The 26993-nt window shown below is 67.5% G+C and carries 24 protein-coding genes, 1 pseudogene and 1 riboswitch; of the genes and pseudogenes, 11 read left to right on the top strand and 14 right to left on the bottom strand.

Going from position 1 to position 26993, the window contains the following annotated elements; translation table 11 throughout:
* Nucleotides 1-6: 6 nt before the first annotated feature.
* Together GOPIP_RS25610 and GOPIP_RS25605 are read left to right on the top strand one after the other, a co-directional pair.
* On the top strand, nucleotides 7-1149 hold the full coding sequence (locus tag GOPIP_RS25610; protein WP_006372770.1) for a sensor histidine kinase: 1143 nt from the start codon (nucleotides 7-9) through the stop codon (nucleotides 1147-1149).
* A complete protein-coding gene (locus tag GOPIP_RS25605; protein ID WP_006372769.1) occupies nucleotides 1146-1814 on the top strand; it encodes a response regulator in 669 nt (222 codons plus the stop codon). Before GOPIP_RS25610 ends, GOPIP_RS25605 begins: the two co-directional genes overlap by 4 nt.
* A gap of 27 nt (nucleotides 1815-1841) precedes the next feature.
* On the opposite strand, the gene GOPIP_RS25600 is transcribed toward GOPIP_RS25605, so the two are convergent.
* A complete protein-coding gene (locus GOPIP_RS25600; RefSeq protein WP_238534903.1) occupies nucleotides 1842-2738 on the bottom strand; it encodes a LysR family transcriptional regulator in 897 nt (298 codons plus the stop codon).
* Between the two features lie 196 nt (nucleotides 2739-2934).
* On the opposite strand from GOPIP_RS25600, the gene GOPIP_RS25595 reads away from it, so the two are divergent.
* Nucleotides 2935-4752, top strand: a complete 1818-nt coding sequence (locus tag GOPIP_RS25595; protein WP_006372767.1) for an acyclic terpene utilization AtuA family protein — start codon at nucleotides 2935-2937, stop codon at nucleotides 4750-4752.
* Nucleotides 4749-6251: a CoA transferase gene (locus tag GOPIP_RS25590; RefSeq protein ID WP_006372766.1), complete on the top strand. Its 1503-nt coding sequence runs from the start codon at nucleotides 4749-4751 to the stop codon at nucleotides 6249-6251. Before GOPIP_RS25595 ends, GOPIP_RS25590 begins: the two co-directional genes overlap by 4 nt.
* 14 nt (nucleotides 6252-6265) lie before the next feature.
* Here GOPIP_RS25590 and GOPIP_RS25585 read toward each other — a convergent pair.
* The 3 genes and pseudogenes from GOPIP_RS25585 to GOPIP_RS29635 all read right to left on the bottom strand — a co-directional run bounded on the left by GOPIP_RS25585 (nucleotide 6266) and on the right by GOPIP_RS29635 (nucleotide 8787).
* Nucleotides 6266-7257, bottom strand: a pseudogene (locus GOPIP_RS25585) (isopenicillin N synthase family dioxygenase).
* 58 nt (nucleotides 7258-7315) lie between these two features.
* Nucleotides 7316-7972 carry an FAD-binding domain-containing protein gene (locus tag GOPIP_RS29640; RefSeq protein ID WP_244421222.1) on the bottom strand — a complete coding sequence of 219 codons (657 nt, stop codon included), beginning with the start codon at nucleotides 7970-7972 and terminating at the stop codon, nucleotides 7316-7318.
* Complete coding sequence (locus tag GOPIP_RS29635; RefSeq protein WP_006372762.1) at nucleotides 7972-8787, bottom strand: cryptochrome/photolyase family protein; 816 nt, start codon at nucleotides 8785-8787, stop codon at nucleotides 7972-7974. Before GOPIP_RS29635 ends, GOPIP_RS29640 begins: the two co-directional genes overlap by 1 nt.
* Nucleotides 8788-9057: 270 nt before the next feature.
* Here GOPIP_RS29635 and GOPIP_RS25575 point away from each other — a divergent pair, with 270 nt between their 5' ends.
* From GOPIP_RS25575 to GOPIP_RS25565, 3 genes are read left to right on the top strand one after another with little or no spacing between them, the layout of a single operon-like run.
* The gene (locus GOPIP_RS25575; protein ID WP_006372761.1) at nucleotides 9058-10521 is read left to right on the top strand and encodes a DUF3375 domain-containing protein; all 1464 of its coding nucleotides are present in this window, start codon (nucleotides 9058-9060) and stop codon (nucleotides 10519-10521) included.
* Complete coding sequence (locus tag GOPIP_RS25570) at nucleotides 10518-11375, top strand: DUF4194 domain-containing protein (RefSeq protein WP_006372760.1); 858 nt, start codon at nucleotides 10518-10520, stop codon at nucleotides 11373-11375. The genes GOPIP_RS25575 and GOPIP_RS25570 overlap by 4 nt, the downstream gene beginning before the upstream one ends.
* Entirely contained in the window at nucleotides 11372-14716 is a 3345-nt protein-coding gene (locus tag GOPIP_RS25565) for an ATP-binding protein (RefSeq protein ID WP_006372759.1), read from the top strand. The genes GOPIP_RS25570 and GOPIP_RS25565 overlap by 4 nt, the downstream gene beginning before the upstream one ends.
* 22 nt (nucleotides 14717-14738) lie before the next feature.
* Here the strand turns inward: GOPIP_RS25565 and GOPIP_RS25560 are convergent, their stop codons facing one another.
* The 5 genes from GOPIP_RS25560 to GOPIP_RS25540 all read right to left on the bottom strand — a co-directional run bounded on the left by GOPIP_RS25560 (nucleotide 14739) and on the right by GOPIP_RS25540 (nucleotide 17828).
* Entirely contained in the window at nucleotides 14739-15194 is a 456-nt protein-coding gene (locus GOPIP_RS25560; RefSeq protein ID WP_006372758.1) for a DUF5313 domain-containing protein, read from the bottom strand.
* A gap of 197 nt (nucleotides 15195-15391) precedes the next feature.
* On the bottom strand, nucleotides 15392-15745 hold the full coding sequence (locus GOPIP_RS25555; protein WP_006372757.1) for a VOC family protein: 354 nt from the start codon (nucleotides 15743-15745) through the stop codon (nucleotides 15392-15394).
* A gap of 27 nt (nucleotides 15746-15772) precedes the next feature.
* Complete coding sequence (locus GOPIP_RS25550) at nucleotides 15773-16132, bottom strand: DMT family transporter (RefSeq protein ID WP_006372756.1); 360 nt, start codon at nucleotides 16130-16132, stop codon at nucleotides 15773-15775.
* Between the two features lies 1 nt (nucleotide 16133).
* Nucleotides 16134-16448 (bottom strand): DMT family transporter, encoded by a 315-nt coding sequence (locus tag GOPIP_RS25545; RefSeq protein ID WP_006372755.1) that lies wholly within the window; start codon nucleotides 16446-16448, stop codon nucleotides 16134-16136.
* 17 nt (nucleotides 16449-16465) lie between these two features.
* Nucleotides 16466-16530, bottom strand: a riboswitch (guanidine-III (ykkC-III) riboswitch).
* 47 nt (nucleotides 16531-16577) lie between these two features.
* The gene (locus tag GOPIP_RS25540) at nucleotides 16578-17828 is read right to left on the bottom strand and encodes a multidrug effflux MFS transporter (RefSeq protein WP_006372754.1); all 1251 of its coding nucleotides are present in this window, start codon (nucleotides 17826-17828) and stop codon (nucleotides 16578-16580) included.
* Between the two features lie 138 nt (nucleotides 17829-17966).
* On the opposite strand from GOPIP_RS25540, the gene GOPIP_RS25535 reads away from it, so the two are divergent.
* Entirely contained in the window at nucleotides 17967-18440 is a 474-nt protein-coding gene (locus GOPIP_RS25535) for a M15 family metallopeptidase (protein ID WP_006372753.1), read from the top strand.
* Between the two features lie 44 nt (nucleotides 18441-18484).
* Nucleotides 18485-19039, top strand: a complete 555-nt coding sequence (locus tag GOPIP_RS25530; RefSeq protein ID WP_006372752.1) for a hypothetical protein — start codon at nucleotides 18485-18487, stop codon at nucleotides 19037-19039.
* A 131-nt stretch (nucleotides 19040-19170) separates the two neighbouring features.
* On the opposite strand, the gene GOPIP_RS25525 is transcribed toward GOPIP_RS25530, so the two are convergent.
* Nucleotides 19171-21408, bottom strand: coding sequence for an NADP-dependent isocitrate dehydrogenase (locus tag GOPIP_RS25525; protein WP_006372751.1), 2238 nt, complete (start codon nucleotides 21406-21408; stop codon nucleotides 19171-19173).
* Between the two features lie 247 nt (nucleotides 21409-21655).
* Here GOPIP_RS25525 and GOPIP_RS25520 point away from each other — a divergent pair, with 247 nt between their 5' ends.
* Nucleotides 21656-22468: a methyltransferase domain-containing protein gene (locus GOPIP_RS25520; RefSeq protein WP_006372750.1), complete on the top strand. Its 813-nt coding sequence runs from the start codon at nucleotides 21656-21658 to the stop codon at nucleotides 22466-22468.
* Nucleotides 22469-22503: 35 nt separating this feature from the next.
* Here the strand turns inward: GOPIP_RS25520 and GOPIP_RS25515 are convergent, their stop codons facing one another.
* Entirely contained in the window at nucleotides 22504-23604 is a 1101-nt protein-coding gene (locus GOPIP_RS25515; protein WP_006372749.1) for an NAD(P)/FAD-dependent oxidoreductase, read from the bottom strand.
* Between the two features lie 16 nt (nucleotides 23605-23620).
* Nucleotides 23621-23836, bottom strand: coding sequence for a dodecin (locus GOPIP_RS25510; protein WP_006372748.1), 216 nt, complete (start codon nucleotides 23834-23836; stop codon nucleotides 23621-23623).
* Between the two features lie 115 nt (nucleotides 23837-23951).
* On the opposite strand from GOPIP_RS25510, the gene GOPIP_RS25505 reads away from it, so the two are divergent.
* Complete coding sequence (locus GOPIP_RS25505) at nucleotides 23952-25031, top strand: NADH:flavin oxidoreductase (protein WP_006372747.1); 1080 nt, start codon at nucleotides 23952-23954, stop codon at nucleotides 25029-25031.
* A 21-nt stretch (nucleotides 25032-25052) separates the two neighbouring features.
* Here the strand turns inward: GOPIP_RS25505 and GOPIP_RS25500 are convergent, their stop codons facing one another.
* Both GOPIP_RS25500 and GOPIP_RS28080 read right to left on the bottom strand, forming a co-directional pair.
* Nucleotides 25053-25961 (bottom strand): polysaccharide deacetylase family protein, encoded by a 909-nt coding sequence (locus tag GOPIP_RS25500; protein WP_244421221.1) that lies wholly within the window; start codon nucleotides 25959-25961, stop codon nucleotides 25053-25055.
* A 109-nt stretch (nucleotides 25962-26070) separates the two neighbouring features.
* Nucleotides 26071-26993 (bottom strand): methyltransferase domain-containing protein (locus GOPIP_RS28080; RefSeq protein WP_244421220.1); only part of this gene is annotated, 923 nt, incomplete at its 5' end.

Here is a 26993-nt window from a genome sequence, read left to right as displayed (position 1 = left end):
ATCGACATGCACTCCTCACCGTTGGCCCCGGTCTTCACCGCCCTGCGCGCGGCCCTGCACACCATGGCCGCCGTGCTCGCGGTGGTGGTCGCGGTCCGCGCGGTGGGCAGCGGCGGCGCGACGTCGGAGGCGGCGGTGGCACTGGCCGCACTGTGGCTCGCGATCTATGCCTCGGGCATGGTGCTGGTGCGCTCGAGCCGTGCCGGTTGGTGGTGGCTCGCGGCGCTGAGCCTCGTGTGGCTGGCTTGCCTGTCCGTCAGCGGCGAGGCCGTCTACCTGGTGTTCGTGATGTTCTTCCTCTACCTGCATCTGGCCGGGATGCGTTGGGGCACCGCATGTGTCGCCATGTCCACGGTGGCCGCGGTGGTGGGTTTCGGTCTGCACAACGGCTGGTCGGTCGCCGCGGCGATCGGACCGATCCTCGGGGCCGCGGTGGCGGTGGTGATCACGGCCGGCTATCAACGACTCTTCGACGAGGTACGCAGCCGGCAACTCCTCATCGACGAACTGCTCGCCACCCGAGCCGAACTCGCCGACGAACAGCGGGAAGTGGGGCGGGCACGGGAACGGGAGCGACTCGCCGGCGAGATCCACGACACGGTGTCACAGAGTCTGTCGAGCATCCAGATGCTCATCTACGCGGCCGAACGCCGGGCCGGTGGACATTCGCCGGAGCTGCACACCGCGCGTACCGCGGCCGCCGACGCCCTCGGCGAGACCAGAAGACTCATCGACGAACTCACTCCGGCACCGTTGGACGGACGCTCGTTGAGCGCGGCACTACAACGGGTGACCGATGATGCGGGCGGTCACGGCCTGAGTACCCGCCTCGTCGTCGACGGCGAGCCGTTCGGGCTGCCCATGCCGGTCGAGGCGGCGCTGGTGCGGGTGGCACAGAGCGCCATCGGCAACGTCGTGCAGCATGCGCGGGCGAAGGTCCTGCGGGTCACGCTCACCTACAGCTCCGACGAGGTCCATCTCGACATCGTCGACGACGGAGCGGGTTTCGACGCCGACGCCGCGTCGGGCTTCGGTCTGACGACGATGCGCCGACGCGTGCGCGAGCTCGGCGGCGACCTCGACGTCGTCTCCGAACCCGGCCACACCTCCGTTGCGGTCGGCTTCCGGGTCGAGCCCGCGCTCCGATGACCGCACCGACCGACCCGGACTCGTCCGCGGAGCCTCCGATCTGCGTCCTGATCACCGACGACCATGCGATCGTGCGAGCCGGTCTGCGTGCGCTGCTCACCGAGTCCGACGGCATCCGGGTCGTCGGGGAGGCCGCCACCGGTGAGGAGGCGATCGCCCGGTGCACGCCGCCCGCTCCCGTACCCGACGTGGTGTTGATGGATCTGCGGCTCGGGCCGGGATTGTCCGGGGTGGAGACCACCCGACGACTGCTGACGCTGCGACCGGTGCCCCGGGTGCTGGTGGTCACCAATCACGACACCGACGCCGACATCCTCGCGGCCATCGAAGCCGGCGCGTCGGGCTATTTGCTCAAGGACACCCCACCCACCGAACTCATTGCCGCGGTGCACGCCGCAGCTGCCGGCGAAAGCGCGTTGTCGCCCATGGTGGCCACGCGGCTGATGTCACGGATGCGGGCGCCGGCCGACGCGGTGCTCACCGCGCGCGAGATCGACGTGCTCGTCGAGGTCGCCGCCGGACACAGCAACCGGGAGATCGCCAAACGCCTGCTGCTCAGCGAGATGACCGTCAAATCCCATCTCGTGCACATCTTTTCCAAACTCGGTGTACGTTCACGAACCGCTGCCGTCGACCGGGCGCGACGCGACGGCCTCATCGGCTGACCCGTTCAGGATCGTCGGAGGACCTGTTCAGCGCAGCGCGCGGACCACGTCCACGAGGTCGGCGATCAGCGGTTCGGCCTCGGCGCGTCGGTGGGACCACACCGCGACGGTGCTGATGTGCGCGCGGGTGTCACGCAACGGGATGACCTGCACCGCCTCACCGGCGAACATCCGGCCACCGATGCCCTCGCCGAGGGAGATGAGGGTGAAGGCCTGTCCGCTGGCAACCAGATGTGCAAGGCCGGCGAAATTATCGTCGGGCAACGTGATTCGTTTACGGACGCCGTGCCGGTCGAGCAGCCGGTCGAGGTTGCGGTAGATCTCGGGTGCGGCCTCGTGGTTGATCGAGGCGAACGGCACGTGCGCCAGTTCGCCGAGCGTGATCGAATCGGGTTGTCCCGCCACGATCTTGGAGCCGACGGCCACACCGACCGGGCTGCGTTCGAGGAGCAGGCTGTCGATTCCCTCACCGTCGACGGGCCCGTGGACGAGTGCGACATCCACCGCCCCGGCGCGCAGGTCTCGCAACAGCGGTGCGGTGCTCGCGGGCAGCAGTTGCGCGGCGATGTCGGGGTGGCGGTCGGCGAGCGTGTCGAGAACGTTGTCCCGCACGCTGGGCGTGACCTCCGGCGCGATCCCGATCACCGCGGGCCGCAGGGCGTGCCGCTGCGCATCGGCCACGACCGCCGGCAACGCGTCCACCCGGTCGAGGATGTCGCGGGCCCGCGGTAGCAGCGCTTCGCCGGCATCGGTGAGATCGATCCGGTGGTGCGCGCGGATGAACAACGGTGTGCCCAACTCGCGTTCGAGATCCTTGATGCGCTGGCTCAGCGGCGAACCCGCCATGTGCAGCCGGGCGGCGGCTCGCGTGAAGCTGCGCTCCTCGGCGACGGCGACGAAGTAGCGCAGATGGGGCAGGTCCACGCCCTTCACGATAGGACACCGAACCATCACCCTCCGCCGGGTGCGCGCCATGACCGCAACGATCATCTCGCCGTTCGCGAATCGGTCGTGGTGGCCATCGGACGATGTCGATAGCGTCGGTCTCGACGCGAATACCGGTATCAGCCCCCCGGACGAGGAGATCGGTGCCGGACAGACCACGCGAAGGAGCGTACCGATGACCGTGCGACGACCCATCCGCATCGCCAATTTCTCCGGCTACCTCGGCGATCGCCGGACCGCCATCGACGAGGCCATCGCCGGCGACCCCGTCGACGTGCTCATGGGCGATTATCTCGCCGAGATCACCCTCGCGTCACTGTCGGCGGTGCACCACCGAGACCCCTCCCGCGGATACGTCGAATACTTCGTGCGCCAGCTGCGCCCCCACCTGGCGACAATCGCCGAGCGCGGCATCAAGGTCGTGACCAATGCGGGCGGATTCGCGCCCGACCGGCTCGCGGAGGCATTGCGTAACGAACTCGCCGACGCCGGGGTCACGGTGAGCGTCGCACACCTCGAGGGCGACAACATCCTCGCCGACCTGGCCGATCTGCAGGCCGCCGGACATCGCTTCGACAACCTTGATTCCGGTGCGCCGCTCGATTCCTGGGCGGCCCGGCCGATCGCGGCCAACGCCTACCTCGGCGGCTGGGGAATCGCCGGAGCGCTGCGCGCCGGCGCCGACATCGTGGTCTGCGGCCGCGTCACCGATGCCTCACTGACCGTCGGTCCGGCGGCGTGGTGGCATGACTGGTCCGCCGACGACTGGGATGCGTTGGCCGGGGCCGTGGTCGCCGGCCACATCATCGAATGCGGTGCTCATGCGGTCGGCGGGAACTTCTCCGGTTTCCTCGAGATCCCCAACCGCACCACACCGGGTTTCCCGATCGGCGAGGTCGCCGCCGACGGCACGTGCGTCATCACCAAACACGCCCGGGACGGGGGAGCGGTCACCGCAGACACCGTCACCGCCCAGCTCGTCTACGAGATCCAGGGCCCGATCTATCTCAACCCCGATGTCACCGTCCACCTCGACCACGTGCGGGTCGATCAGGCCGGCCCCGATCGTGTCACGGTGTCCGGCGCGGCCGGCACCCCGCCGCCACCGACCACCAAGGTCGCCCTCTTCGGCACCGTCGGCGCGAGCGTGGTCAACACGGTATTCGTCACCTCACCGCATGTCGAGGAGAAGATCGCCCTCATCCGCGACCAACTGAACCGGGATCTGCCCGACGGGGTGCAGATCGACCTCACCCAGGTCGGTGAGCCCGCCGACGACCCCGAATCCCAGTGGGCGGCAACGGTTGCGCTGCGCGTCATGGCTGTCGCCGACGATGCCGAAACGCTCACGCGCGCAGAGATGGGGTCACGCCTGGGCAGCCTGTACCTGCAGGGCGTCCCCGGCTATTTCCACGACGGTGCCGCCGGACTGCATTCCCGTCCCCAACCCCGGGTCGACTACTGGCCGGGCCTCCTCCCACAGAGTGCACTGCAGCACCGGGCGATCCTCGACGACGGCACCGTCATCGACGCCGCCGTGCCACCTGCCACCGCGACGACCCCCCAACCCGTGCATCCCGAGCCCGGTGAGGCACCGCTTCCCGAGCGCGTCACCCGCGCGCCACTGGGCACCGTCGTGCATGCGCGCAGCGGCGACAAGGGCGGCAACTCCAATGTTGGTGTGTGGACCCCGGATCCGCGGGTGTGGCCGTGGCTGCGGCGATTCCTGTCCACCGACGAGATCCGCCGCCTGATTCCCGAGACCAAGGACATCGACGTGGTGCGCCACGAGTTCCCCGATCTGCGGGCAATCCACTTCGTGTTCAAGGGCCTGCTCGGCACAGGCGGATCCTCGAACCTGCGAATCGACCAGGTGGGCAAGGCGATCGGGGAGTATCTACGCTCGCGACAGGTGCTGATCCCCGACGACCTGCTGACCGCCGACGCGACTGTTCCCGACCTGACCGCCGCGGACCACGAGGAGCTGGTGTGACCACCCTGACCGACCGACTGCGCGCGGCCATCGCCGCGCCGGCCACCGACGACTCCTTTGACCCCGCAACAGAACTCGCCGATGTGCTGGGCGGCATCGGCATGTCGGCAGACGACATCGGCGGCACGGTCACCTTCGACGGCGCCGACCCGGTGGTGCCGAGCACCTTGCGCCTCGGCGGAGCGTCGGCCATCGCACTCGCCGCCAAGTCCGCCGCCGTCGCCAAGCTGTGGCAGGTCCGCGGCGGCGCCGGCCAGGACATCGCCGTGGATCTGCGGAGCGCACCACATCGGTTGTGTCCCTTCTACGATCGCCGGTGGGAGATGCTGAACGGTTATCCGCCGGCCACCCCGTCGAACCCCTCGAACGCGCTGGGATTCCGCTTCTACCGCACCGGCGACGATCGGTGGATGATGCCGCTGAACCCGTATCCGAAGATCAAGGTCGGTGCGCAGCGACTCCTCGGGGTACCCGACGACAAGGATGCCGTCGCGGCGGCCATCGCGAGCTGGAAGGCCGCCGAACTCGAGGCCGCCGCCGTCGAGGCGGGCGTCGTCCTGCCAATGCTGCGCACGACCGCCGAACTCCTCGACGAACCGCACTATCGGGATGTTCTCGCCGACATGCCGCTCATCGAGATCACCCGCATCGCCGACGGCGACCCCGTCCCGCTGCCCGGAGGGGTCGACCAGCCCCTCGACGGCATCCGGGCGTTGGGCATGGGACATGTGATCGCCGGCGCCGGGGTCGGCCGGGCACTGGCCCTGCACGGCGCCGACGTGCTCAACGTATGGCGTCCCGACGAACTCGAGCACGACGCGACCTATGCCACCGCCAACGTCGGCGTACGGTCATCGACGATCAATCCCTACGACGCCGACGGTGCCGCCCGGATTCGTCGGCTGCTCGGCGACGCCGACGTGTTCTACGCGAACCGCCGGCCCGGCTACCTCGACAAGATCGGACTGTCCGCCGATGCCGCCGCCGACGGACATCGCGGGATCGTCTACGCCACCGCCTCTCTCAACGGTGAGCACGGCCCGTGGTCGTCACAGGTCGGATTCGATCAGACCGCGGGCAGCCTGACCGGGATGATGCTGCTCGAGGGCGGGGGCGACAAGCCCAAGCTCCCACCGATTCTCGTCGTCAACGACTACATCGTGTCGTGGTTGCTCACCGCGGGAATCGTCGAAGCCCTCACCCGCCGCGCCCGCGACGGCGGCAGTTACCGGGTGCATGTGTCGCTGACCCGGGCTGCACTCTGGATCATCGGGATGGGTGTGTTCGATCGTGGTTACGCCCACGAGATCGCCGGCACCGATGTCGGCGACGGCACCCATCGTTATCTCGATCCCGAGACCTTCACCGCCGAGACACCGCTCGGGGCGTATCAGGGTGTCACCGACCAGGTCCGGATGAGCCAGACGCCGGGGCGCTACCGCACGGTGCTGGTTCCGCGCGGCTCGTGCCGGCCGGAATGGCTTGCGCGACCGGACTGATCAGACCGGACTGATCAGTAGGCGGATGCCGGGCCGAGAGGAGTGATCCCATGATGTCGTTGCGCCACATCCGGGTGCGCGCGCACCCGGGACTTCCAGGCGTTCTCGCCGTAGGTGCTGAAGATCGGATTGTCCGGGTCCGCCTCGACACCGCGGGACAACGCCGCGAGCTCCGGCGGCAGTTCGATGATCGGGATCGTGGCATCGAGAGCCGGATTCAGGAAGAACGGAATCGAGATACGGTCGGTGCCGGGGCGCGGCGCGCGCACCCGATGCCGGGTCGCGCGCAGGTAACCGCCGGTGGCCACCTCGAGCAGTTCACCGATGTTGACGATGAACGCGCCCGGCTTCGGCGGCACGTCGACCCAGGTGCCATCCAGCGTTTCCACCTGCAGCCCTTCGGAATCCGGTTCCACCAGCAGCAGCGTGAGGACACCGGAATCCTTGTGCGCTCCGACGCCCTGGTCCCGGTCGATGCTGCCCGGGTAGCGCACCACCTTGAGCAGGGTCGCCGGACGGTCGGCAAACGCGTCATCGAAGTAGCCGGCCGGCGCTCCGAGTGAGGCCGACCACTGCCGCAGCAGGCGCACGCCCACCTCCGACACCGCGTCGATCCACGCCTCGAACGCCGCACGGAATCCGGCGGGACGCTCCGGCCACAGGTTGGGGCCCTGTAGGTTCCAGTACCCGTGCGCACCGTCGACGACGGGCCGGTCCGGGCCGATGTCGACCTGTTCGCGCCAGTCGACGAGTCCGTTCGTCAACTCACCGCCGAGACGTGAATAACCCGGAACGCGGGACTGTCCAGCTGGGAGATCCGCCGCTTCTCGGCGTCGGGCAACGCGAAGAACTCACGGGCCAGTCGCAGGACCTCGTCGATCCGCGCCGGCGCGATGCCGTGTCCGACGAGGTAGAAGAATCCGTGCTGGTGGGCGGCCTCGCGCAGCGCGGTCGCGAAGGCCTGCCCGTCGGTGTCGGCTGCGGTGAGGTCGAGGGTGGGCAACATGACTCCATGGTGGCACCCTCACGTGCGCCACGCGGCCCGAGAGACACCTCCGCGATCGTCAGTCGAGCCAACGCCGGCCCGTGCGTAGGTGGGCGGCCCTGGTCGACGGTTCCATGCGCTCGAGATTGGCCACCACGAACGACGACCGGCGGTTGCGGTCGAGAACGTCGCGATGATCGGCGACGAACGTCCAGTACAGGCCGTCCCACTCCGCGCACCACGGTCCCTTGCGGAGGTCGGACATCTTGCGCAGGTAGTTGCTGCCCGAGACGTACGGCTTGGTGGTGATGGCGGTGCCCGCGGCGAACTGGCTCATCCCGTAGACGTTGGGCACCATCACCCAGTCGTAGGCGTCGACGAACATCTCCATGAACCACCGATAGACCTCGTCGGGATGGGTTCGCAAGAGACACATGGCATTACCGAGGATCATCAACCGCTCGATGTGATGCGCCCAGCCGCAGTCCAGGACGTGGCGCACGACACCGTCGACCGGCACGAGCCCGGTCTGCGCCGTCCACCAGCCCGGCGCGAGTGCGCGGCGATGTCCCAGCCGATTGGCGGTCCGCATCGTGCGACCGTGGACCACGTAGGTGGCGCGCATGTACTCGCGCCACCCGATGAGCTGACGGACGAATCCCTCGAGCCCGGCGAGCCCGATCTCGCCCTGCCCGCCGACCTCGAGTGCGCGGCGCAGCACCGTCCGCGGTGACACTAGGCCGATGTTGAGGGCGGGCGTGAGCATGGCGTGGAAGAGGTACGGATGGTGGTGCTGATGGCGTCCTCGTAGGGGCCGAACCCGGCGAATCGCTCGGCGAGAAAGTCCTCGAACATCTCGCGCGCCCCACGGTGGTCGGTGGCCCACCGAAACGCTCGCGCGTCGCCGGGATTGTCGGGGAACTCCTTCTCGACCCATTCGATGGCCGCGTCGACGTGTTCGTCCGGATCGGGAAACCGCGGCACGGCCACGTCGAGCCTGCGGGGGAGCGGCTTGCGGTTGTCGGCGTCGAAGCTCCAGCGTTTGCCTGCGGGCACGCCTGCGCTGTCCACGAGAATGCCGAGGCGGCGCCGCTGCCACGTGTAGAACTCGCTCATCCGGGCGGTCGGGCCGTCGAAGAACTCGGTGATCTGGCGTCGTGAGGTGAGGAAGTTGGGGCTCTCGGCGGTGGCCTCGGCGTCGAGGTCGATCCCGGCGTCGGCCAGGGCGCCGCACACATCGGCGGCGAGCCAGTCGTCGACGACGTCGTAGAGGTGCACCGACGACGGGCGCAGCCGCCGCACCACAGCGCTCAGGGATTCTCGGCTGGTGGTTGCGGAGTCGGTCTCGATGATCTCGACGTCGAATCCGTGGCGGCGCAGCCGCTGTGCGAACCGGCGCATCGACACACGATGCAGGATCAGCTTCTGCCGGTGGAAGCGGTACTGGCGGAACAGCAGATCGTGCTCGACGAGAACGAACCGCGTGCCGGGCTCGGCGTTCAGATGTGATTCGAACAACTGGTGCGGCATCACCAGGCGCAACTCGGACATCGGTGGATCACCCTCTTCTCGCAGCGGCCGTGACGAGAACCGTCGTTACCGGTACGTCCTTTGCCTGGAGTTCGACGCCTCGCGACATGCGGATCTCTTCGGCCGGTCGCCTCGGCGTGTCGGCGTGGTTGTCCACAGCGGCTCGGACGTGGCGCGGGCCACGATCGGTGGACGTGGGAGACTACCTGGCGGCCCGGCCACCAACCCGACCCCCGATCGCAACCGAACCCCGACGAGCAACCGAACCCGAGACGAACCCACGAGGCGGCGATGGACAGTGCAACTCAGCCCACGCTCATGCAGGCGTGGGAGACCAACCGATCGATCCAACGATCCGCGGCCGTCCGGCTGTTCGCCGCGACCAACTCCGCGCTCTACGTGACATTGATGGAGCGTCACCTCGACTTCGGGGCGCGCCGGTCGGAAACCGATCTGGCGATCCGGCTCGAACGCGACATGGCCGAACTCGGCGTCGGCGACCAGCCCCACGGCATGGATCTGCTGAAACTGTGGGCCAAGAACGGGTGGCTGCATCGGATGGCCGACCCGGTCGTCGCGACCCAGAACCTGTGCTACCTCACCCCCGAGGCGCGCTCGGTGCTCGATTACATGCGGCGGCTGCGCCGGGAGGACTCGGTGGCCACCGCGGGTTCGATCAACGGCATCGCGGCAGGTTTGCGGCGCGTGGCCGGTCAGGTCAGCGACGACCCCAGCTACATCCGTGAGGACCTCACCCATCAGATCGAGGAACTCGACGCCGAACTCGCCGACCTCGACGCCGGTCGCCGGCGCCGACCGGATCTGCGGGCCGCCGAGGACGAGGCCCGCGCCATCGCCTACCAGATGGAGCAGATCATCTCCGACATCGGGCAGTACGGCAGCATGCTCGACCGCATCACCACCGCGCTCCTCGACGATCCGAACGACTCCGATCTGGCCTATCGGGACCGGCAGCGGCAGATGTTCGACGATTACGAGGCCTTGCTGGAGTCCTCGCAGAGCGCGTCCTATCACGCGTTCACGCACATGATCGGCGACCCGACCCAACGGGCTCGATTGGTCTCCGACATCGAGACCGTCACCGCGCATCTGCCCGCCATCGATCCAGGGTTGCGATCGGTGATGGACAACTTCTTCGTGCTGGTCACCCAGCAGATCGACGAGGTCGGCCGGATCCGTCGCCGCTGCGCGCGTCGGATCCGCCGATTCGTCGCCTCGGGAACCCTCGAGCAGAGCCGCGGTATCGCCCGCCAACTCAACGACGCCCTGGCCACGGCCAACGAACTGCTCACGATCTCTCTCGCCGATCGGCGGCTGGGTTACGAATTGCCGCTGGCCACCCCCGCGCTGACGTCCAACGGGCGTCTCGCGTTCGAGATCCGCACCCCTGAACCCCCGCAACCGGCGGTACCCGCGACAGGGGAGACCGATCTCGATTCGTTCGTTTCGCTGGCCGGCCAGGTCGACACCGTCGAACTCACCGAGGTGGTCAACAACGCGGTCGTCGACGGTCCGGTGGCGTTGTCGGAGGTCATCGATTCCCTCGACGACCCCTATCTCGCCCACGTGATCGTGTTGTGGTCGTGGGCGTTGCGGCAATCGTCGGCCACCGGCGACCCCGTGGCGACCGAGTTCATCCGATTCCGGTCCCTCGACGGCGAGGACCGTCTCATCGAGATTCCCGCCCTGCATTTCACCGAACCCATCCCCACCGCGGAGGTCGACGTCCTGTGACCGATCAGTCAGAACGGTTTCCCGCGAAGGGGTTCAGCGCCGAGGGGTTCAGCGCCAAGGGGCTCAGTACCGAGGAGTTCAACGGCTACGACGACCTGCCCGCGGTGAGCCGGACCGCCATCGAGGAAACAAAGGTCCCCCGCTTCGACGGGGACGTCTCGGCGATGCCCGACCGCGCCTGCTGGGCGTTGCAGAATCTACTCACCCGGCGCTATGTCAGCGGCGACCGCACTCCCCAGCTGTGGTCCTGGATCGTCGAATACCAGGAGCCCCTACGCATCCGGCTGTCCGAACTCGATCTGCGGCTGCGCCTGGTCACCGAACTCGAGGTCGCCTTCGTCGAGCAGGTGGGCTACGACTCCCGTTGGGGTAGAAGACTACTCAAGCGCGAGACGATCCAGGCCTACGACGCGATCCTCGCCCTGCACCTGGCCAAACACATGCGGGCCGCGCGCGAGGATCAGGTATTGATCACCCACGAGGAGATCCACGAACTGTTCGCCGGCGTCTCCAACACCATCGATCGCGACCTCGCCCTGTTCGACAAACGCATCGACAAGGCGATCGACAAGCTCGAGGAACTCGAGTTGCTGCGCCGCCATCGCGACGACCCCGACACCTTCACCGTGAGTCCGGCGATCACCGCGATCATGACGGCATCGGTGATCACCGATCTGCAGCACCAGTTCGAGCAATTCATCGGTGCCGGCGAGGAGGCCGACGCGCAGACGCTCGATCGCTCCGCGCCCGAATCCGAAGACGACAATTCGGGATACCTCGCCGAGGGCGATCGGGACACCGACGACGGTGACGACACCGAGGATGACGACACGGACGAAGGAGATGACTGGTGAGCGATCGTGTCGACCAGTTCCACCTGTCGCGGTTGCAGTTGATCAACTGGGGCGTCTTCGACGGGTATCATTCGATTCCGTTCAGCGCCAACGGTTCTCTGGTGACCGGCTCGTCGGGCAGCGGTAAGTCCTCGCTTCTGGACGCCATCTCCCTGGCCTTCCTGCCCGACCATCGGCGCAACTTCAACGCCTCCGGCGACGCCACGGCGGCCGGATCGGCGAGTGGTCGGCGGACCGTCGGCAAGTACGTGCGTGGAGCATGGGGCGAGCGGCGCGACGGCGTGAACTCGACGCGCGAGATCATGTACCTGCGCGGCACCGGGCCGGCCTGGGCGGCCATCGCCGTCACCTACACCTCCACCTCGGGCGTGTCGATCACCGGCCTCGTCCTCAAGTGGCTCGCTGCGGGCAAGATGACCGACGCCCACAGCGCCTACTATCTCGCCGACGGCGACGCCGACATCGTCGACGCCTGTAACGAGTGGGCGGCCAACGGGCACAATGCGGCCCGGCTCCGTGAGCGCGGTTGGCGGGGCGGTCCCGGCGAGGGGAAGTACCTCGCGTCGCTGTACTCGCTGATCGGCATCCGCGGCTCCGAGGCCGCCCAGCAGCTGTTGGGAAAGGCCAAGTCGCTCAAGAGCGTCGGCGGGCTGGCCCAGTTCGTCCGTGAGTTCATGCTCGACGAACCGACCAGCATCGCGGGTATCAAGGATGCACTCGAGCAGATCGATCCGCTCGTCGAGGCCCGCGAATTCCTGGACGTCGCACGTCGCAAACGCACCATCCTCGGCAACATCGAGGCCGTCCAGGAACGGTATGCGACCGAGTCGGCGAAGTTCTCGGTGCTCGACACCATCGACAGCGCGACCATCCGTGCCTACGTGACCAACCTGCGGATCCGCAACGCCGAACCCGAGATCGCCGACCTCGACGATCAGATCGCCCGTCTCGACGGCGATCTGGCCGCGCTGACCTCCCAGCACGATCAACTTCGCCAGGATCACAGCCATCTGCTGTCGCGAATCTCCTCCAGCACAGCCGATCTCGCACCACTACAGGAACAGCTCGCCGCGGCCGGCAAAGCGGCGAGCGAGGTGTCGATGCGGCGGGCCTCGTTCGACTCGAAGATGTCGGCGCTCGACGTGGAGATCCCCGAGTCGGCCGAGGACTTCTGGGAGACACGCGAATCCCTCATCGAGGAGGCGACACGGCTCGACGGGCAACTCGAGGCCGGCAAGGGACACTACGCCGAACTGCTGGCCGCGGAGGTCGCCGCTCGGAGCCGCCGCGACGCCGCTGCCGACGAGCTGGCCCGGGTGCGCGAGGCCGGATCGGCGCTGCCGCGCGCCGAGCACGAGATGCGCCGGGTGATCGCCGACGCGTTGCAGCTCGACGACTCCGAATTGCGCTATGTCGCCGAACTCGTCGAACTCGACCCGGAGCAGGAGCGGTGGCGTCCGGCGGTGGAGAAGGTGCTGCGTAACGCCGGTCTGCGATTGCTGGTGCCGGATCGCCATTTCAATGCCGCCCTGCGGTTCGTGAACACCCACGATATGCGTGGGCGGATCCAGTTGCATCATGTCGAGCGCCGCACGGCGGTGCTGCCCGACCCCGGCACGCTGGCCGCGACCCTGCGTCCGGTCGATCCGGAGCACCCGAGCTCGGCGGAAGCCCTGACGCTGCTCACCCGACTGGGCAATTACGTCTGCGTCGACGATCCGGCCGAATTCGCCGACCATGCCAAGGCGGTCACCGATCGCGGCCTGCGCAAGGACTCCGCGAAGCTGGCCATCAAGGACGACCGGCAGGCACTGCGGCCCTCGCAGTACATCTTCGTCGGCAACGTCGACGCCAAGGTCGCCGCCCTCGGTGAGGAACTCGACCACGAGGACAGCATTCATGCCGCGGCGCGCGAGGCCACCGCCGTCCTCGAACGCGAGCGAGCCGACAAACAACGCCGCCGCGACCTCTACCGCACTGTGTGCGAGCAGTTCACGCAGTGGAGTGAGATCGACGTCGAGTCCGCCGACGATCGCGCCGAGCGGCTCTCGGAGCAGTACGAACTGTTGATGGAAGAGCATCCCGACGTCGAGGCACTGCAACGCAAGGCCGAGGAGATCTGGGAGCAGGTCCGCGCGGCGATCTCCCATGCCGCGCTCGTGCGTGACCGAATCGCGACCCAGGACGAGCGCCGGACGCAGTTGCTCGATCTCGTCGACCGCCTCAAGGCCGAGGACATCTCCGGTCCTGCACAGGCGGCCCTCGATACGTTCCGTGAGGATTCTGCGGCCACCCTCGATGTGCTCGCACCGGATCCCTACCGCCAGGAACTGATCAAGGCCGTTGGGCGCGACCGGGATCGGATGCGCGCCGATGCGCGTCGCTCCCGGGACGAACTGGCTCGTATCCTCGCGACCTACGACGAGGAGTTCCCCGACGAGATCCCGAACGACAGCAGCGATTTCGACGAGCGCATCTATGACTACGTCGCGTTGTGCCGCCGCATCGACGAGCGGGAGCTACCCGCGGCCTACGAGCGGATGCGCCGGCTCATCACCGAGCAGGCGCCGGGTGCGATCCTCAACCTGCACATGGCCGCCGACGCCGAGGAGCGCCGGATCGTCGAGCAGATCGAGCGGGTCAACACGGGCCTGGGTGCGGTCGCGTTCAATCGTGGCACCCGACTGCGCCTGCAACCGGGACGCAAGAATCTCGGGGCCGCAGCCGAACTCACCGAAAAGGCGCGTCAGATCGCGGGGCGGTCGACCGCCGTCGCGTTCGGCGATGAGCAGGCCATCCTCGAGCAGTACGCCGACATCCTCCTGCTGCGCGAACGCCTGGCGGGGGCGACCCCGGAGGACCGGCAGTGGACGCGCGACGCGCTCGACGTCCGCAACCGTTTCGACTTCTACTGTGAGGAGCACGACGCCGAGACCGGGGAGACGATCCGCACCTACAGCAATGCCGGCGACAATTCCGGTGGCGAGCAGGAGAAGCTCATGGCCTTCTGTCTGGCCGGCGCGTTGAGCTTCAACCTCGCCAGCCCGCATGGCGACGACAACCGACCGATCTTCGCGCAGTTGATGCTCGACGAGGCATTCTCCAAGTCCGACCCGCAATTCGCCCAGCAGGCGCTCTCGGCGTTCCGCAAGTTCGGCTTCCAGCTGATCATCGTCGCGACCGTGCAGAACACCAGCACCATCCAGCCCTACATCGACAACGTGGTGATGGTGTCGAAGTCCGAGGCGGCCGGTGGTCGCCCGGTGGCGACGGCGACGTCGACCTCGATCGGTGCGTTCTCCGACCTGCGTCGGGCGTCGGGGAAGAACCGGCTGATCTGACCCGAACCCCCGACGCTGGAGGCTAGCGGCCGGCCCCCCGGTATTTGCGGTGGTACTCGGCGTATACGTCGGCGTTCTTCTCCTTCTCCCGACGGGAGACCAGATCGGGATCGAAGCCGTGCTGCGACAACCGGTAACGCCGGTAGACGCGGTTCAGCGCGACCGAGAAGAAGATGTAGGGGATGAGGATGGGCACGGTCATGTTCGCCCGGATCAGCCAGTCGGCCGGCACGAACAACATCGGGACGAGGATGATCACGCAGGGCACGGCCCACCACGCGACCATGCGCAGGGCGGCATACGGACCGGTCAGATCGTTGAAGACCCAGTCGCGCATCGAGTCCGGAAGCTTCGCCCCGTAGTGGTACTTGATGTACTGCAGCCCGTGCGGTCGATCACCGTCGCGGCCGGAACCGGATGTCGTCGAGGTGTCCTGCGACGCACGCGATGTCGCAGCACGGCGGTTCGTGTCAACCATGGGGGTTCCTCTTGTCGGTGACCGGTCTTTGTACCCGAGTTTCCCAGACCGACGATCCGGACGATACTCCGGTATACGGCTTCATGAAATCGAGTAATCGATGAACCACTAATCAGTAGTGCACGACTGAATTGTACGCCGTGTACGCGCGGGGACGCCACGACGGTCCGGCCGAGGACGTCACCGCGCGCGACAACTCAGCGCGCAAGCGGGCTGTAGAACACCAGCCCGTTGCCCTTGTTGTCGTAGACCACCGCGCGCCGTTCGTGCGCGTCGTCGTAGGGGCCCTTGACGATGCCGCCACCGCTGGCCTCGATCGCCTTGGCGGCCGCGTCGACGTCGGCGGTCTTGATCCCGACCACGACCTGTCCGGGAATCGGATGATCGACCTCGGTGGCCAGGGCCAGGGTGACCGGCCCGCCGTCGAGGGCTGCGAAATGCGCGCCGTCGCGGAATTTCAGTGTCATACCAAGCGATTCGCCGTAGAACTTGATCGACTCGTCGAGATCGTCGGTGGACAGGATGATCATCTTCACTTCGTGGTCACTCATCGAGAACTCCTCATCGTCGGGGTTCTCTCAGCGTAGGTCGGGCGACGGCGGCCGGGATGAGTCGGTGGTCCCTGATCGGGTCATCTTCAGGCCGGCGACCGCCGCGACGATACCCGCGATGAAGAACAACTTGGCGACCGAAACCCCCTCGCTACCGGTGACCATGGAATACGTCACGGTCAGCGTCGCCCCGACACCGACCCATACCGCGTAGGCGGTGCCGATCGGCAGCGACGAGGCGGCCCAGCCGAGTCCGGCCATACTCAGCGCGAGCCCCACCAGGAACACCGCGACAGGCACCGGTTCGGTGAATCCGTTGGACCGGTCCAGGGCCACCGCCCACACCGCCTCGCACACGGCCGAAGCCAGCAGGATCAACCAGGCCATGTCAGCTCACCGCCTTGAGACCGACGACGCAGCCGACGAGGAGCACGAGAAGCCCGACTCGCACGACAGTCGGCCGTTCCTGTCCCGTGACGACACCCCAGACGACGGTCAGAACCACACCGATGCCCACCCACACCGTGTACGCGGTGCCCAGCGGCAACGACGTCAGCGCGAGAGCGAGTCCGAGCATGCTGAGCGTCAGGGCAACCACGAAGACCACCACCGGCAGTGGCTGTCGAAACCCTCGTGACGCCGACAGTGCAGCCGCCCACACGGCTTCGAGTACGCCGGAAATGATGAGAATGAGCCAGGCCATGGCGACCAACCTCCACTTTCGTGGCAGTCTTGTCGCTCGGCGGGTACTGCTCCCTCGTCCGCGGTCCTGGAATGGACTCCGATGTCCACGGTAGCAACGACGTCAACTCCCGGCGTTCACCCGAGAATCTCAGGCGCCGGGTTTTCCGGCGTCGGCGGTGTGGCGAGTCCCTCGTTCACCCATCCAGACCGCGACGACCAGCGTGACGAAACAGATCGTGGCGCCGACCACCACGGCGACGAGCGCCGTGACGCCCGCGTCTGCGCCGTGTCCCACCAGCGAACCGGCAACGGCACCGACCACGAATTGCAGCGCACCCAGCAATGCGGCTGCCGCGCCGGCCCGTTCGGGGTGTCGTTGCAGTGCCAGCGCGGTGACGCTGGGGCCGATGATGCCCCACGACGAAGCGATCAGGGCGAATCCGAGAAGGAGCGGGATCAGCGCGCCGCTGCTGCCGGCGCCGATCATCGCCACCGAGGCGACGACCAGTACCCCTGCACCGCAGGCCATCTGACGGACCGGATCGGCGAACCGCACCCACCGTGCACACGCCATCAGGCACAGCCCGTTGATCGCGAATACCGCGGAGAACACCGCAGGCGGGCACTCGTGCACGACCTGCAGCGCGAACGGCGAGCCGGTGATGTAGGCGAACAACGACCCGAATCCTGCTGCGCCCGTACCGATCACGAGTAGGAATCGCAGGTCGCCGAACAGGACACGGTAGGAGACGAAGGCACCTCCCAGGCCACCGGCGGTTCGGCGATCGGCCGGTAGGGACTCGCCGACCCAGGCCGCCGTCGAGATCACGAGCAACGCGCCGATCACCGCCAGCACGGCGAAGACCGTCCGCCACGTGCCGACCAGGAGGATCGCACTGCCCAGCAGCGGGGCGATGACGGGCCCGAGGCCGACGACCACGGTCAGGACGGCGAAGACCGACACCAACCGCGGACCGCTGCAGCGGTCGCGCACCACCGCGCGGGCGATCACCACACCCGCCGAGCCACCCAGCGCCTGCAGCAGGCGACAGACGACGAGTACCGCCACGCTGGGAGCAAAGGCGCAGGCGACCGAGGCGACGGTGAACAGCACCAATCCGGCGAGGAGAGGTCGGCGGCGGCCGAACCGGTCCGAGAGCGGACCCATGACGAGTTGACCGAGGCCGAGCCCGATCATCGACACCACCAGGGTGGCCTGCGCCCCGGCCGGCGTCGTCGACAGATCGGTGGCCGCCTCGGGCAGGGCGGGCAGATAGAGATCGGTGGAGATCGGTCCGAACGCCGACAAGGCACCGAGGACCACGAGCAGTCGGCCGCGAACGCCCGACGTGTCCGGGATTCCGTCGGTTCCCGCCGTGGACCTCCCGATACCTGCCATGAAACTCACTGTAGGAGGGGCGCAGAGCACCCCGTAACCGAGTACCTCCGACCCGGAGTCATCGACGCCATCGTCAATACCCGCTTTACTGGTGTGGTGACTCTTGCTCTCCGGACTCCCGGAAATACGCGCCGAACGATGGTTCTGGTGATGATCGCGGCGGCGATGATCGTCGCGTGGTCGATCGCCGCGCCGCATGCACACGCGGACGAGGGAGCAGGAGGCCTCGATCCGGTCCTCGGCACCGCATATGCGCAGGCGTCGGCGGCAGCCCGCGCCGACGGTATCCCCCTGCACATCACCTCTGGCGCGCGGACGCCGGCCCGGCAGCAACAACTGTGGGACGAGGCGATCGCCACCTACGGCAGTCCGGCGCAGGCTCGCCGGTGGGTGTTGCCACCGTCGGAGTCGACGCATGTCGGGGGTCATGCCATCGACGTCGGACCGCAGGCCGGTGCCCGGTGGCTGCAGGTCAACGGCTTCCGCTGGGGCCTGTGCCGCACCTTCGACAACGAGTGGTGGCACTTCGAGGTCGCGACCATTCCGGGCGCTCCGTGCCCACCCATGTGGCCGGATGCGGCCGCACGGATCGACGCGCATCGGGGTGCATGATCATGACGACCTCCCCACCGCCCGGGATTTGCGACGATGGACAGATGTCAGAGCTGACGTATGAGGAGTTCGGCCGCCGTTTCTTCGAGGTGGCCGTCACCGAGAAACGGGTGGGGAGCGCCTTCTCGGCGATCACCGGCGACTCCTTCGACGTGGGGCCGATCCCGTCGGGACCCGGCGGGATCGCCAAGGTCCAGGCCCGTGTCAGTATCGACGAGCCGCAGATCATCCGCGACATCTCCGAGCTGATCACCTTCACCGTGCGCATTCCGCTGTCGATCCGGCTGCTGGTCGACCTCAAGGTCGATCGCATCCGCTACGACGTCGACGGGTCGGTGCGGCTCGCACTCACCGCCCGCGCGGTCGAACCCCTGCAACTCCACATCGACGTCACCCCGCCGCGTCCCGCGGATGTGACGGTGGGCGTCGCCTCCCGCAATCTGCGAGGCGAGATCATCCGGCTCGTCGCGCAGGTCGACGACGAGATCAAGCGCTTCATCGCCCGCGATGTGGCCGCCCGGATCGAGGATCCGGAGGTCACCAGCGCCCGGATCATCGACGTCGAGGCCGAGCTCGGCCGGGCCTTCGAGTCCATGTGAGACCGAGTCCATGTGAGGCGCAAGCCCTTCCACGGGGCCGGCATATGCCGGTGGTGAACGACCAGAGCCCCGATCCCCGGTGCGATACCGGGAAACGGGGCTCGTCAGGAACGTGACCGGCCGGTGACGCGTCAGCCGCGCACGGACTCCAGCGCCGAGTTCAATGTCGCGCTCGGGCGCATCACCTTGTCGGTGAGATCGTTGTCGGGGGCGTAGTAGCCACCGATGTCGACCGCGGTGCCCTGGACGTCGTTGAGTTCGGCGACGATGGTCTGTTCGTTCTCCTCGAGCGTCTTGGCAAGCGGCGCAAAGTACTTCGCCAGATCCGCATCCTCGGTTTGTTCCGCGAGCGCCTTCGCCCAATACAGCGCGAGGTAGAACTGGCTGCCCCGGTTGTCGAGTTCACCGGTGCTGCGTGAGGGGCCCTTGTTGTTCTCCAGCAGCTTGCCCGTCGCGGCGTCGAGCGCCTTGGCCAGCACCTTCGCCTTCGGGTTGTCATTCTTGCGTCCGAGATCCTCGAGACTGACCGCGAGCGCCAGGAACTCGCCGAGCGAATCCCACCGCAGGTGGTTCTCCTCGATGAGCTGCTTGACGTGCTTGGGAGCCGAGCCACCCGCACCGGTCTCGTAGAGCCCGCCACCGGCCATCAGCGGCACGATCGAGAGCATCTTGGCGCTCGTTCCGAGCTCCAGGATCGGGAACAGGTCGGTGAGGTAGTCGCGCAGGATGTTTCCGGTCGCGGAGATGGTGTCGAGGCCGCGGATGAGGCGTTCCATCGTGTATCGGATGGCCCGCACCTGCGACATGATCTGGATGTCGAGGCCCTCGGTGTCGTGATCCTTCAGGTAGGTGTGCACCTTGGTGATCAGTTCGTTCTCATGCGGACGGTACGGATCGAGCCAGAACACCACCGGCATACCGGATTCCCGGCTGCGGGTGACGGCGAGCTTGACCCAGTCGCGGATCGGCGCGTCCTTGACGATGCACATGCGGAAGATGTCGCCCTCTTCGACGTCCTGGGACAGCAGCACCTCGCCGGTCGCGAGATCGGTGATGTTGGCGACGCCGTCGGTGGGGATCTCGAAGGTCTTGTCGTGCGACCCGTACTCCTCGGCCTTCTGCGCCATCAGACCGACGTTGGGCACGGTGCCCATGGTGGTGGGATCGAACTGCCCGTTGGTCTTACAGAAGTTGATCATCTCCTGATAGATGCGGGAGAAGGTCGACTCGGGATTGACGGCCTTGGTGTCCTTGGGCCGGCCGTCGGCGCCATACATCTTGCCGCCGGCGCGGATCATGGCCGGCATGGACGCGTCGACGATGACGTCGCTGGGGGAGTGGAAGTTGGAGATGCCGCGCGCCGAGTCGACCATCGCGAGCTCCGGGCGATGCTCGTGGCAGGCGTGCAGATCGTCGATGATCTCTTCCTTCTTCGACGCCGGCAACGACTCGATCTTCGAATACAGATCCGAGAGGCCGTTGTTGACGTTGACGCCCAATTCGTCGAAGAGCTCGCCGTGCTTGGCGAACGCCTCCTTGTAGAAGGTGCGCACCGCGTGACCGAACACGATGGGGTGACTGACGCGCATCATGGTGGCCTTGACGTGCAGGGAGAACATGACGCCGGTCTTGTAGGCGTCCTCCATCTGCTCTTCGTAGAACTCGATGAGCGCCTTCTTGCTCATGAACATGCTGTCGATGACGTCGCCGGCGTCGAGATGCACCTTCGGCTTGAGTACGATCGTCTCGCCTGCGGCGGTGATCAGTTCCATCTTCACGTCGCGGTCGGCGTCGAGGGTCATCGACTTCTCGCCGTGGTAGAAGTCGCCGTGCCGCATGTGCGCGACGTGCGTGCGCGAGGCCATCGACCACTCGCCCATGCTGTGCGGATGCTTGCGCGCGTACTCCTTGACCGCCTTGGGCGCTCGACGGTCCGAGTTACCTTCGCGCAGAACGGGATTGACTGCGCTGCCGAGGCATTTGGTGTAGCGATCCCGGATCGCGCGCTCCTCGTCGGTCTTCGGGTTGCCCGGGAAATCGGGGATCTTGTAGCCCTTGTCCTGCAGCTCCTTGATGGCGGCGGTCAGCTGCGGCACCGACGCGCTGATGTTGGGGAGCTTGATGATGTTGGTGTCGGGATCCTGGGTCAGCCTGCCGAGTTCGGCGAGGTTGTCGGGAACCTTCTGTTCGTCGCTCAGGTAATCGGAGAACTCGGCCAGCACGCGGGCGGCGACGGAGATGTCGGAGGTCTCGACGTTGATGTCGGCGGCGTCGGCGAATGTCCTGATGATCGGGAGAAAAGCGTGCGTCGCCAGCATGGGCGCTTCATCGGTCAGCGTGTAGATGATGGTCGGTTTCTCCGCGCTCATATCTGCCTTACTCTCCAGTCGTGGTCACGCAGCGCCCGGATTCGTGTTGTCCGGGCGGTACCAGTATCGCGGGCCGGCGACATCGGCGCGTGTTGACGCGTTCGGTGGAGCCACAGTGCCCACGGCCCTCGGGTCCGGGCCAGTTCCGAGCTTACGACCCCGGCCCGGGTTACCGTCACGTCACAGGCGAACGCGACATGCGACGAGAATCACACGACCTGCTGACTTCACGGAGGAGTGAAATTCGATGACCGACGCCGTCCCGCCCCGCGACGTCTACACACACGGGCACCCGTCGGTGGTCGTGTCCAGCCACGCGGCCCGCACGGCGACGAGTTCGGCCGCCTACCTGATACCGCTCCTGCGGCCCGGACTCGACCTGCTCGACGTCGGGTGCGGACCGGGCAGCATCACCGTCGATCTGGCCGAACTCGTGGCCCCGGGTCGTGTTCGCGGCGTCGAGATCACCGATGCGCCACTGGGTCGGGCGCGGGAGCTCGCGACCGAACGCGGCGTGGCGGTCGAGTTCGCGGTGGACGACGCATACCGACTCTCCGACGCCGACGACAGCGTCGACGTCGCACACGCCCACCAGGTTCTCCAGCATCTGTCCGACCCGGTGGCGGCGTTACGCGAGATGCGTCGGGTCACCCGAACCGGCGGGGTGGTCGCCGTCCGCGACGCCGACTACGCAGGGTTCCACTGGTGGCCGGCCGACGAGCGCCTCGATGCCTGGCTCGATCTCTACCGCGCCGTGGCCCATGGCAACGGCGCCGAGCCCGACGCCGGTCGGCACCTACTCGCCTGGGTCCACGAGGCGGGTTTCACCGAGGTCACGCCGTCGGCGTCGGTGTGGTGCTACGCCACCCCGGCCGAACGGAAGACCTGGGGCGAGATGTGGGCGCAGCGAATCCACTCCGACGTCGGCCGGATGGCTGTCGAACGCGGGCTGACGAGTCCGTCGGATCTCGACGCGATCGCCGCGGCCTGGTTGCAGTGGGCGGCGCACCCCGACGGCTGGCTCGTCATCCCTCACGGGGAGATCCTCGCCCGCGCGTGAGCTCCCGTGCGCCGGGGTTGTGGTGCGCGGGAGCCTCAGAGCATCGTGGCGACCTCGTCGGCGATCGCCAAACACGAGGTCAGGCCCGGTGATTCGATTCCGAACAGGTTGATCAGGCCGGGCACTCCGTGGTCGGCGGCGGTCTGAAACACGAAATCACCGGCCGCGTGCCCGGGGCCGGTGACCTTGGGTCTGATGCCGCAGTAGTCCGGTTGCAGTGCACCGTCGGGGAGTCCGGGCCAGTAACGGCGAATCGCGCTCTCGAACTCACCGACCCGCGTCCCATCGACGCGATAGTCGACCTCATCGACCCATTCGACGTCGGGCCCGAACCGGGCACGGCCACCGAGATCGAGCGTGAGATGTACGCCGAGACCGCCGTCCACCGGAACCGGGTAGATGAGTCTGCCGAACGGCACCGACCCGTGCGCCAGCGAGTAGTAGTTGCCCTTGGCGAGGTATTTGGCCGGCAGGAACTCCTGTGCGAACCCGGTCAGTGATGCGGCGACGTCCCACGCGCGCAGCCCCGCGCAATTCACGACCGCATGGCAACGCACGTCGCCGGATCCGTCGATGTCCAGCGACAGCGAGCCGTCGGCGCCGACCGATCCGGCGAGCACCGGGCTACGGACCACCACCACTGTCCCGGCCTGCTCGGCGTCGATACGCAACGCCCGCATGAGGCCGTGCACGTCGATGATCCCGGTGGACGGCGAGAGCAGACCGGCGCTCGCGTGAAGGGCCGGCTCGAGATCGGCGAGTTCGGAGCCGTCGACGCGACGCAGGTCGGTGTCACCGTTGGCGTGCGCCTGCGCGGCGATCCGCTGTAGCGCCGGCTCCTGGTCCGCAGTGGTCGCCACGATCAGCTTGCCGAGCCGCTCATGGGCCACGCCCCGATCCCGGCAGTAACGGTAGAGTGCATCGCGACCGGCGACACACAACCGGGCCTTGCGGGTTCCGGTGGGGTAGTAGATGCTGGCGTGGATGACCTCGGAGTTTCGCGAACTGGTCTGTGTCCCAATCGAATCCTCGGCCTCGAAGACCACCATGTTGCGACCTGCGAGGGCGAGGCGGCGGGCCACCGCCAGTCCCACGACCCCTGCGCCGATGACCGCGCAGTCGATCTGTTCGGTCACCGATGCGTTGCCGAACTCAGTCGGCGTCGTCGATGCGGAAACCTACCTTCAGCGTCACCTGCGTGTGCGCGATCGCGCCGTCGACGACGTGCCCGCGGGTGCCGACGACCTCGAACCATTCGACGTTGCGGGTCGTCTGCGACACCCGGGCGATGGCGTTGGCGATCGCCGCGTCCGAACCCTCCGACGAGGAACCGACAACTTCGACGACGCGGTATGTGTGCTCACTCATGGCCCGATTCTGGCACGGCTGGGTGTCGCGGTGACCGGACTCGGCCGATCCGGGGCGATTCCGTGTTGCGGGTAGGGTTCTGCTGACCGCGCCGACGCCCGCAAAGGATGTACTGATGACCGACCTCGGCAGTCCGCTGACCTTCACCCATGGCCCGTCATGGAACAACCGGGTCGGGTTGGCGCCACTGACCAATCTGCAGAGCAACGACGACGGAACCCTGTCCGACGACGAGTTCCGCTGGCTGGTGCGGCGAGCCGACGGCGGATTCGCGATGGTCATGACGTGCGCCGCCTACGTCAGCCGTGACGGGCAATCGTTTCCCGGCCAGCTCGGGGTCTCCGACGACGCCCACCTGCCCGGGCTGACCCGGCTGGCCGCGGCGATCTCCGACGCCGGCGCGGTGGCATCGATTCAGTTGCAACACGGAGGGCGGCGCGCGGACCCGTCGCTGTCGGGACTGCCGGCCGTCGCGCCCTGGGACGATTCCGAGAAGGGCGCCTCCGCGCTGTCGACCGACGGTGTCGAGCGGATCGTCCGCGACTTCGTCTCCGCAGCGATCCGCGCCGAGCGCGCCGGCTTCGATGGCGCCGAAATCCATGGCGCACATGGCTATCTCCTCGCACAGTTCCTCGACTCCCGCCACAATGAGCGGACCGATCGGTACGGCGGCAGCGCGTCGAACCGATTCCGGATCATCCACGAGATCCTCGACGGAATCCGCGCGGCCACCGGCCCGGATTTCCAACTCGGACTGCGGCTCTCGCCCGAGCGCTACGGGATCGTCCTCGACGAGTCGCGAGCGCTTGCCGGTGAGGTGCTCGCCGAGGGCACCCTCGACTACCTCGACATGTCGCTGTGGGACGCATTCAAACACCCCTACGAGCCCCACCATCAGGGTCGTCGACTGATCGACCACTTCACCGAACTCGACCGGGGTTCCACCCGACTCGGCGTGGCCGGCAAGATCCTCGACGCCGCCGGCGCACGCGAATGCCTCTCCCGTGGAGCCGATTTCGTCCTGATCGGTACCGGCGGTATCCTGCATCACGATTTTGCGCGCCGGGCCATCGCCGACGCCGACTACCGCGCGGTGTCGACGCCGGTGCACGTCGATCACCTGACGGCGGAATCGGTGGGTCCGCGATTCGTCGATTACCTCGCCGATCGCTGGGACGACTTCGTCATCCGGTAGTCGTCATCCGGTAGCTGCGGTCTACCGATTCCTGAGCAGATGGTGGTCGTCGTGAAGCCATCGGGCGAATTCGTCGCCGTCCATCTCGGTGGCGTGCAGACGGGGGAGGGCATGCCGGTCGTCGCCCACGGTCGCGGGCAATGACACGCTCGTACAGCCGACGTCGATCCCACTGTCGCGCACGATATCCCGCGCGCTCGCGTCGAGTCGGCCGAACGGGTAGGCGAAGTGGTCCGCCGGGCCGCCACGCAGTTCCTCCACCATCCGGTGGCCGCCGGTGATCTGTGCGTGCTGACGGCTCGGGTCGGCGTCGGTGAGCGAGACGTGGTCGAGGGTGTGGCTGCCGAGGTTGATCAGGGGGTGGGCGGCGAGTTCGGCGAGTTCTTCGGCGGTGACGGGCAGGCGGGCGGCGGCCGGTGGCTGCACCGGCGCCCCGGACCACTGCAGGAGAGCGTCCACCGCATCGTCCTGTGCTGCGGGCTCGAGAAGCACGATCGCGTCCCACAGGGCACGGAACAGGGTTTGTCGCGCTGTCACCGGCGGGGCGGCGTCGGCCCGCCACCCCTCGAGTCGTGCTGCGTCGTCCGGTGTCTCGTTCACGACAAAGCACCGGGGTGCGCCACCGAAGGTCCACCGCAGTTCCGCGGGTACCGCGGGCGGGTCGAGGATGGCGCGTTGCACGGCGTCCCACCAGAATTCGCGCGTCCGGCCCACGGCGTTGCCGACCACGAAGATCGTCGCCGGGATCTCGAACCGCTCGAGGATCGGCAGGGCCGCGGTGAGGTTGTCGGCGTATCCGTCGTCGAAGGTCATCGCGAGGTGTGCACCGTCGGGTGTGTAGGCGCGGTCGTCGGCGAAGGCGTCGAGCCCGACCGCCGCGCGGGCGGCCGCGAGGACCTCCATGTGATCGGCAAAGGCCCTGGGGGACACGCAGATCGCCCATGGGTCGCACCGCTGCACGCAGACGCAGTGATACATCAGGATGCCGCCCCGCGGACGGAGCCGCCGGACCCGCGAGCGCCGTGCCCCGAGAACGGCCCTACTTCTCGACATGGAACCAGGTCTCGCTGCCACCGGTGTCGGTCTCGACGGTCTCGGTGCGGACCGTCATGCCGTCGAAGTGGGCGAGGAATTCCTCCCGCGGCAGTTGCAGGGTGGGTACGGGTTGTTCGTTGTCCAGCCGTAACTCGCTGTTGCCCAGTGGAACCGACAGCATCACGGTCAACCGGCCGCCGGTGCGGGCAACAGCGTTGCGCAGGATGCGGCGCCAGGCCCAGGTGTGCTCGAGTACATGGGGGAGCACGATCGAGCGGGCAGGGATGGCGCGATCCTCGAGCTCACGGACGGTGAGTGCACCCCAGTCGGCGACCGGTGAGGCCCCGTCGGTGGTACCGAGGAACTCGGCGATCGAGCCGTACCGCGGGTCGGTCAGGTCCAGCACCGACCCGGCCGGTGCGTCGATTGCCGGGCGATGCCGCTGATCGAGATCCCCCTTGCTGGCGGCGACGGTGAGGATCACCGGATACTCGGGGTCGACCACATCGAGCTCGGAGCGACGCAGCTCGTCCTGCGCCATGCCGTGCAGGAATGCGGTGGCCGACAAGACATTTCCATACGCCCGCGCATCGACGTTGCCTGGAGGGAACGTCGTGTCGAACAGTCGTTGCATCGACAGTCGGGTGAAAGACCAGTACCACGTCGAGTTCCACACCGGGTCGGCGACCTGACTGATGCCCGGTGCCGTGCACAGCAGCACGCCACCCGGTGCGAGAAGTCGGTACAGGGTGCGCACCGTCGCACGCAGATCGAAGATCATCTGCAGTGTCTGGGTGAGGATGATGCAGTCGTAGGTGTTGCTCGGCACCTGGGGCGCGTCGGTGAGGTCGGCGACGTACGTCGCGTCGGCGCCGTCGGAGACGTGGAGCACGTCCGGGTGACGCCCTGGCCGAAGCGCTCGGTATA

The sequence above is a fragment of the Gordonia polyisoprenivorans NBRC 16320 = JCM 10675 genome (genome assembly GCF_000241325.1).
Lineage (GTDB): Bacteria > Actinomycetota > Actinomycetes > Mycobacteriales > Mycobacteriaceae > Gordonia > Gordonia polyisoprenivorans.
The sequence above is the reverse complement of the archived record's forward strand: the minus strand, read 5'-3'. Positions and strand labels throughout refer to the sequence as shown.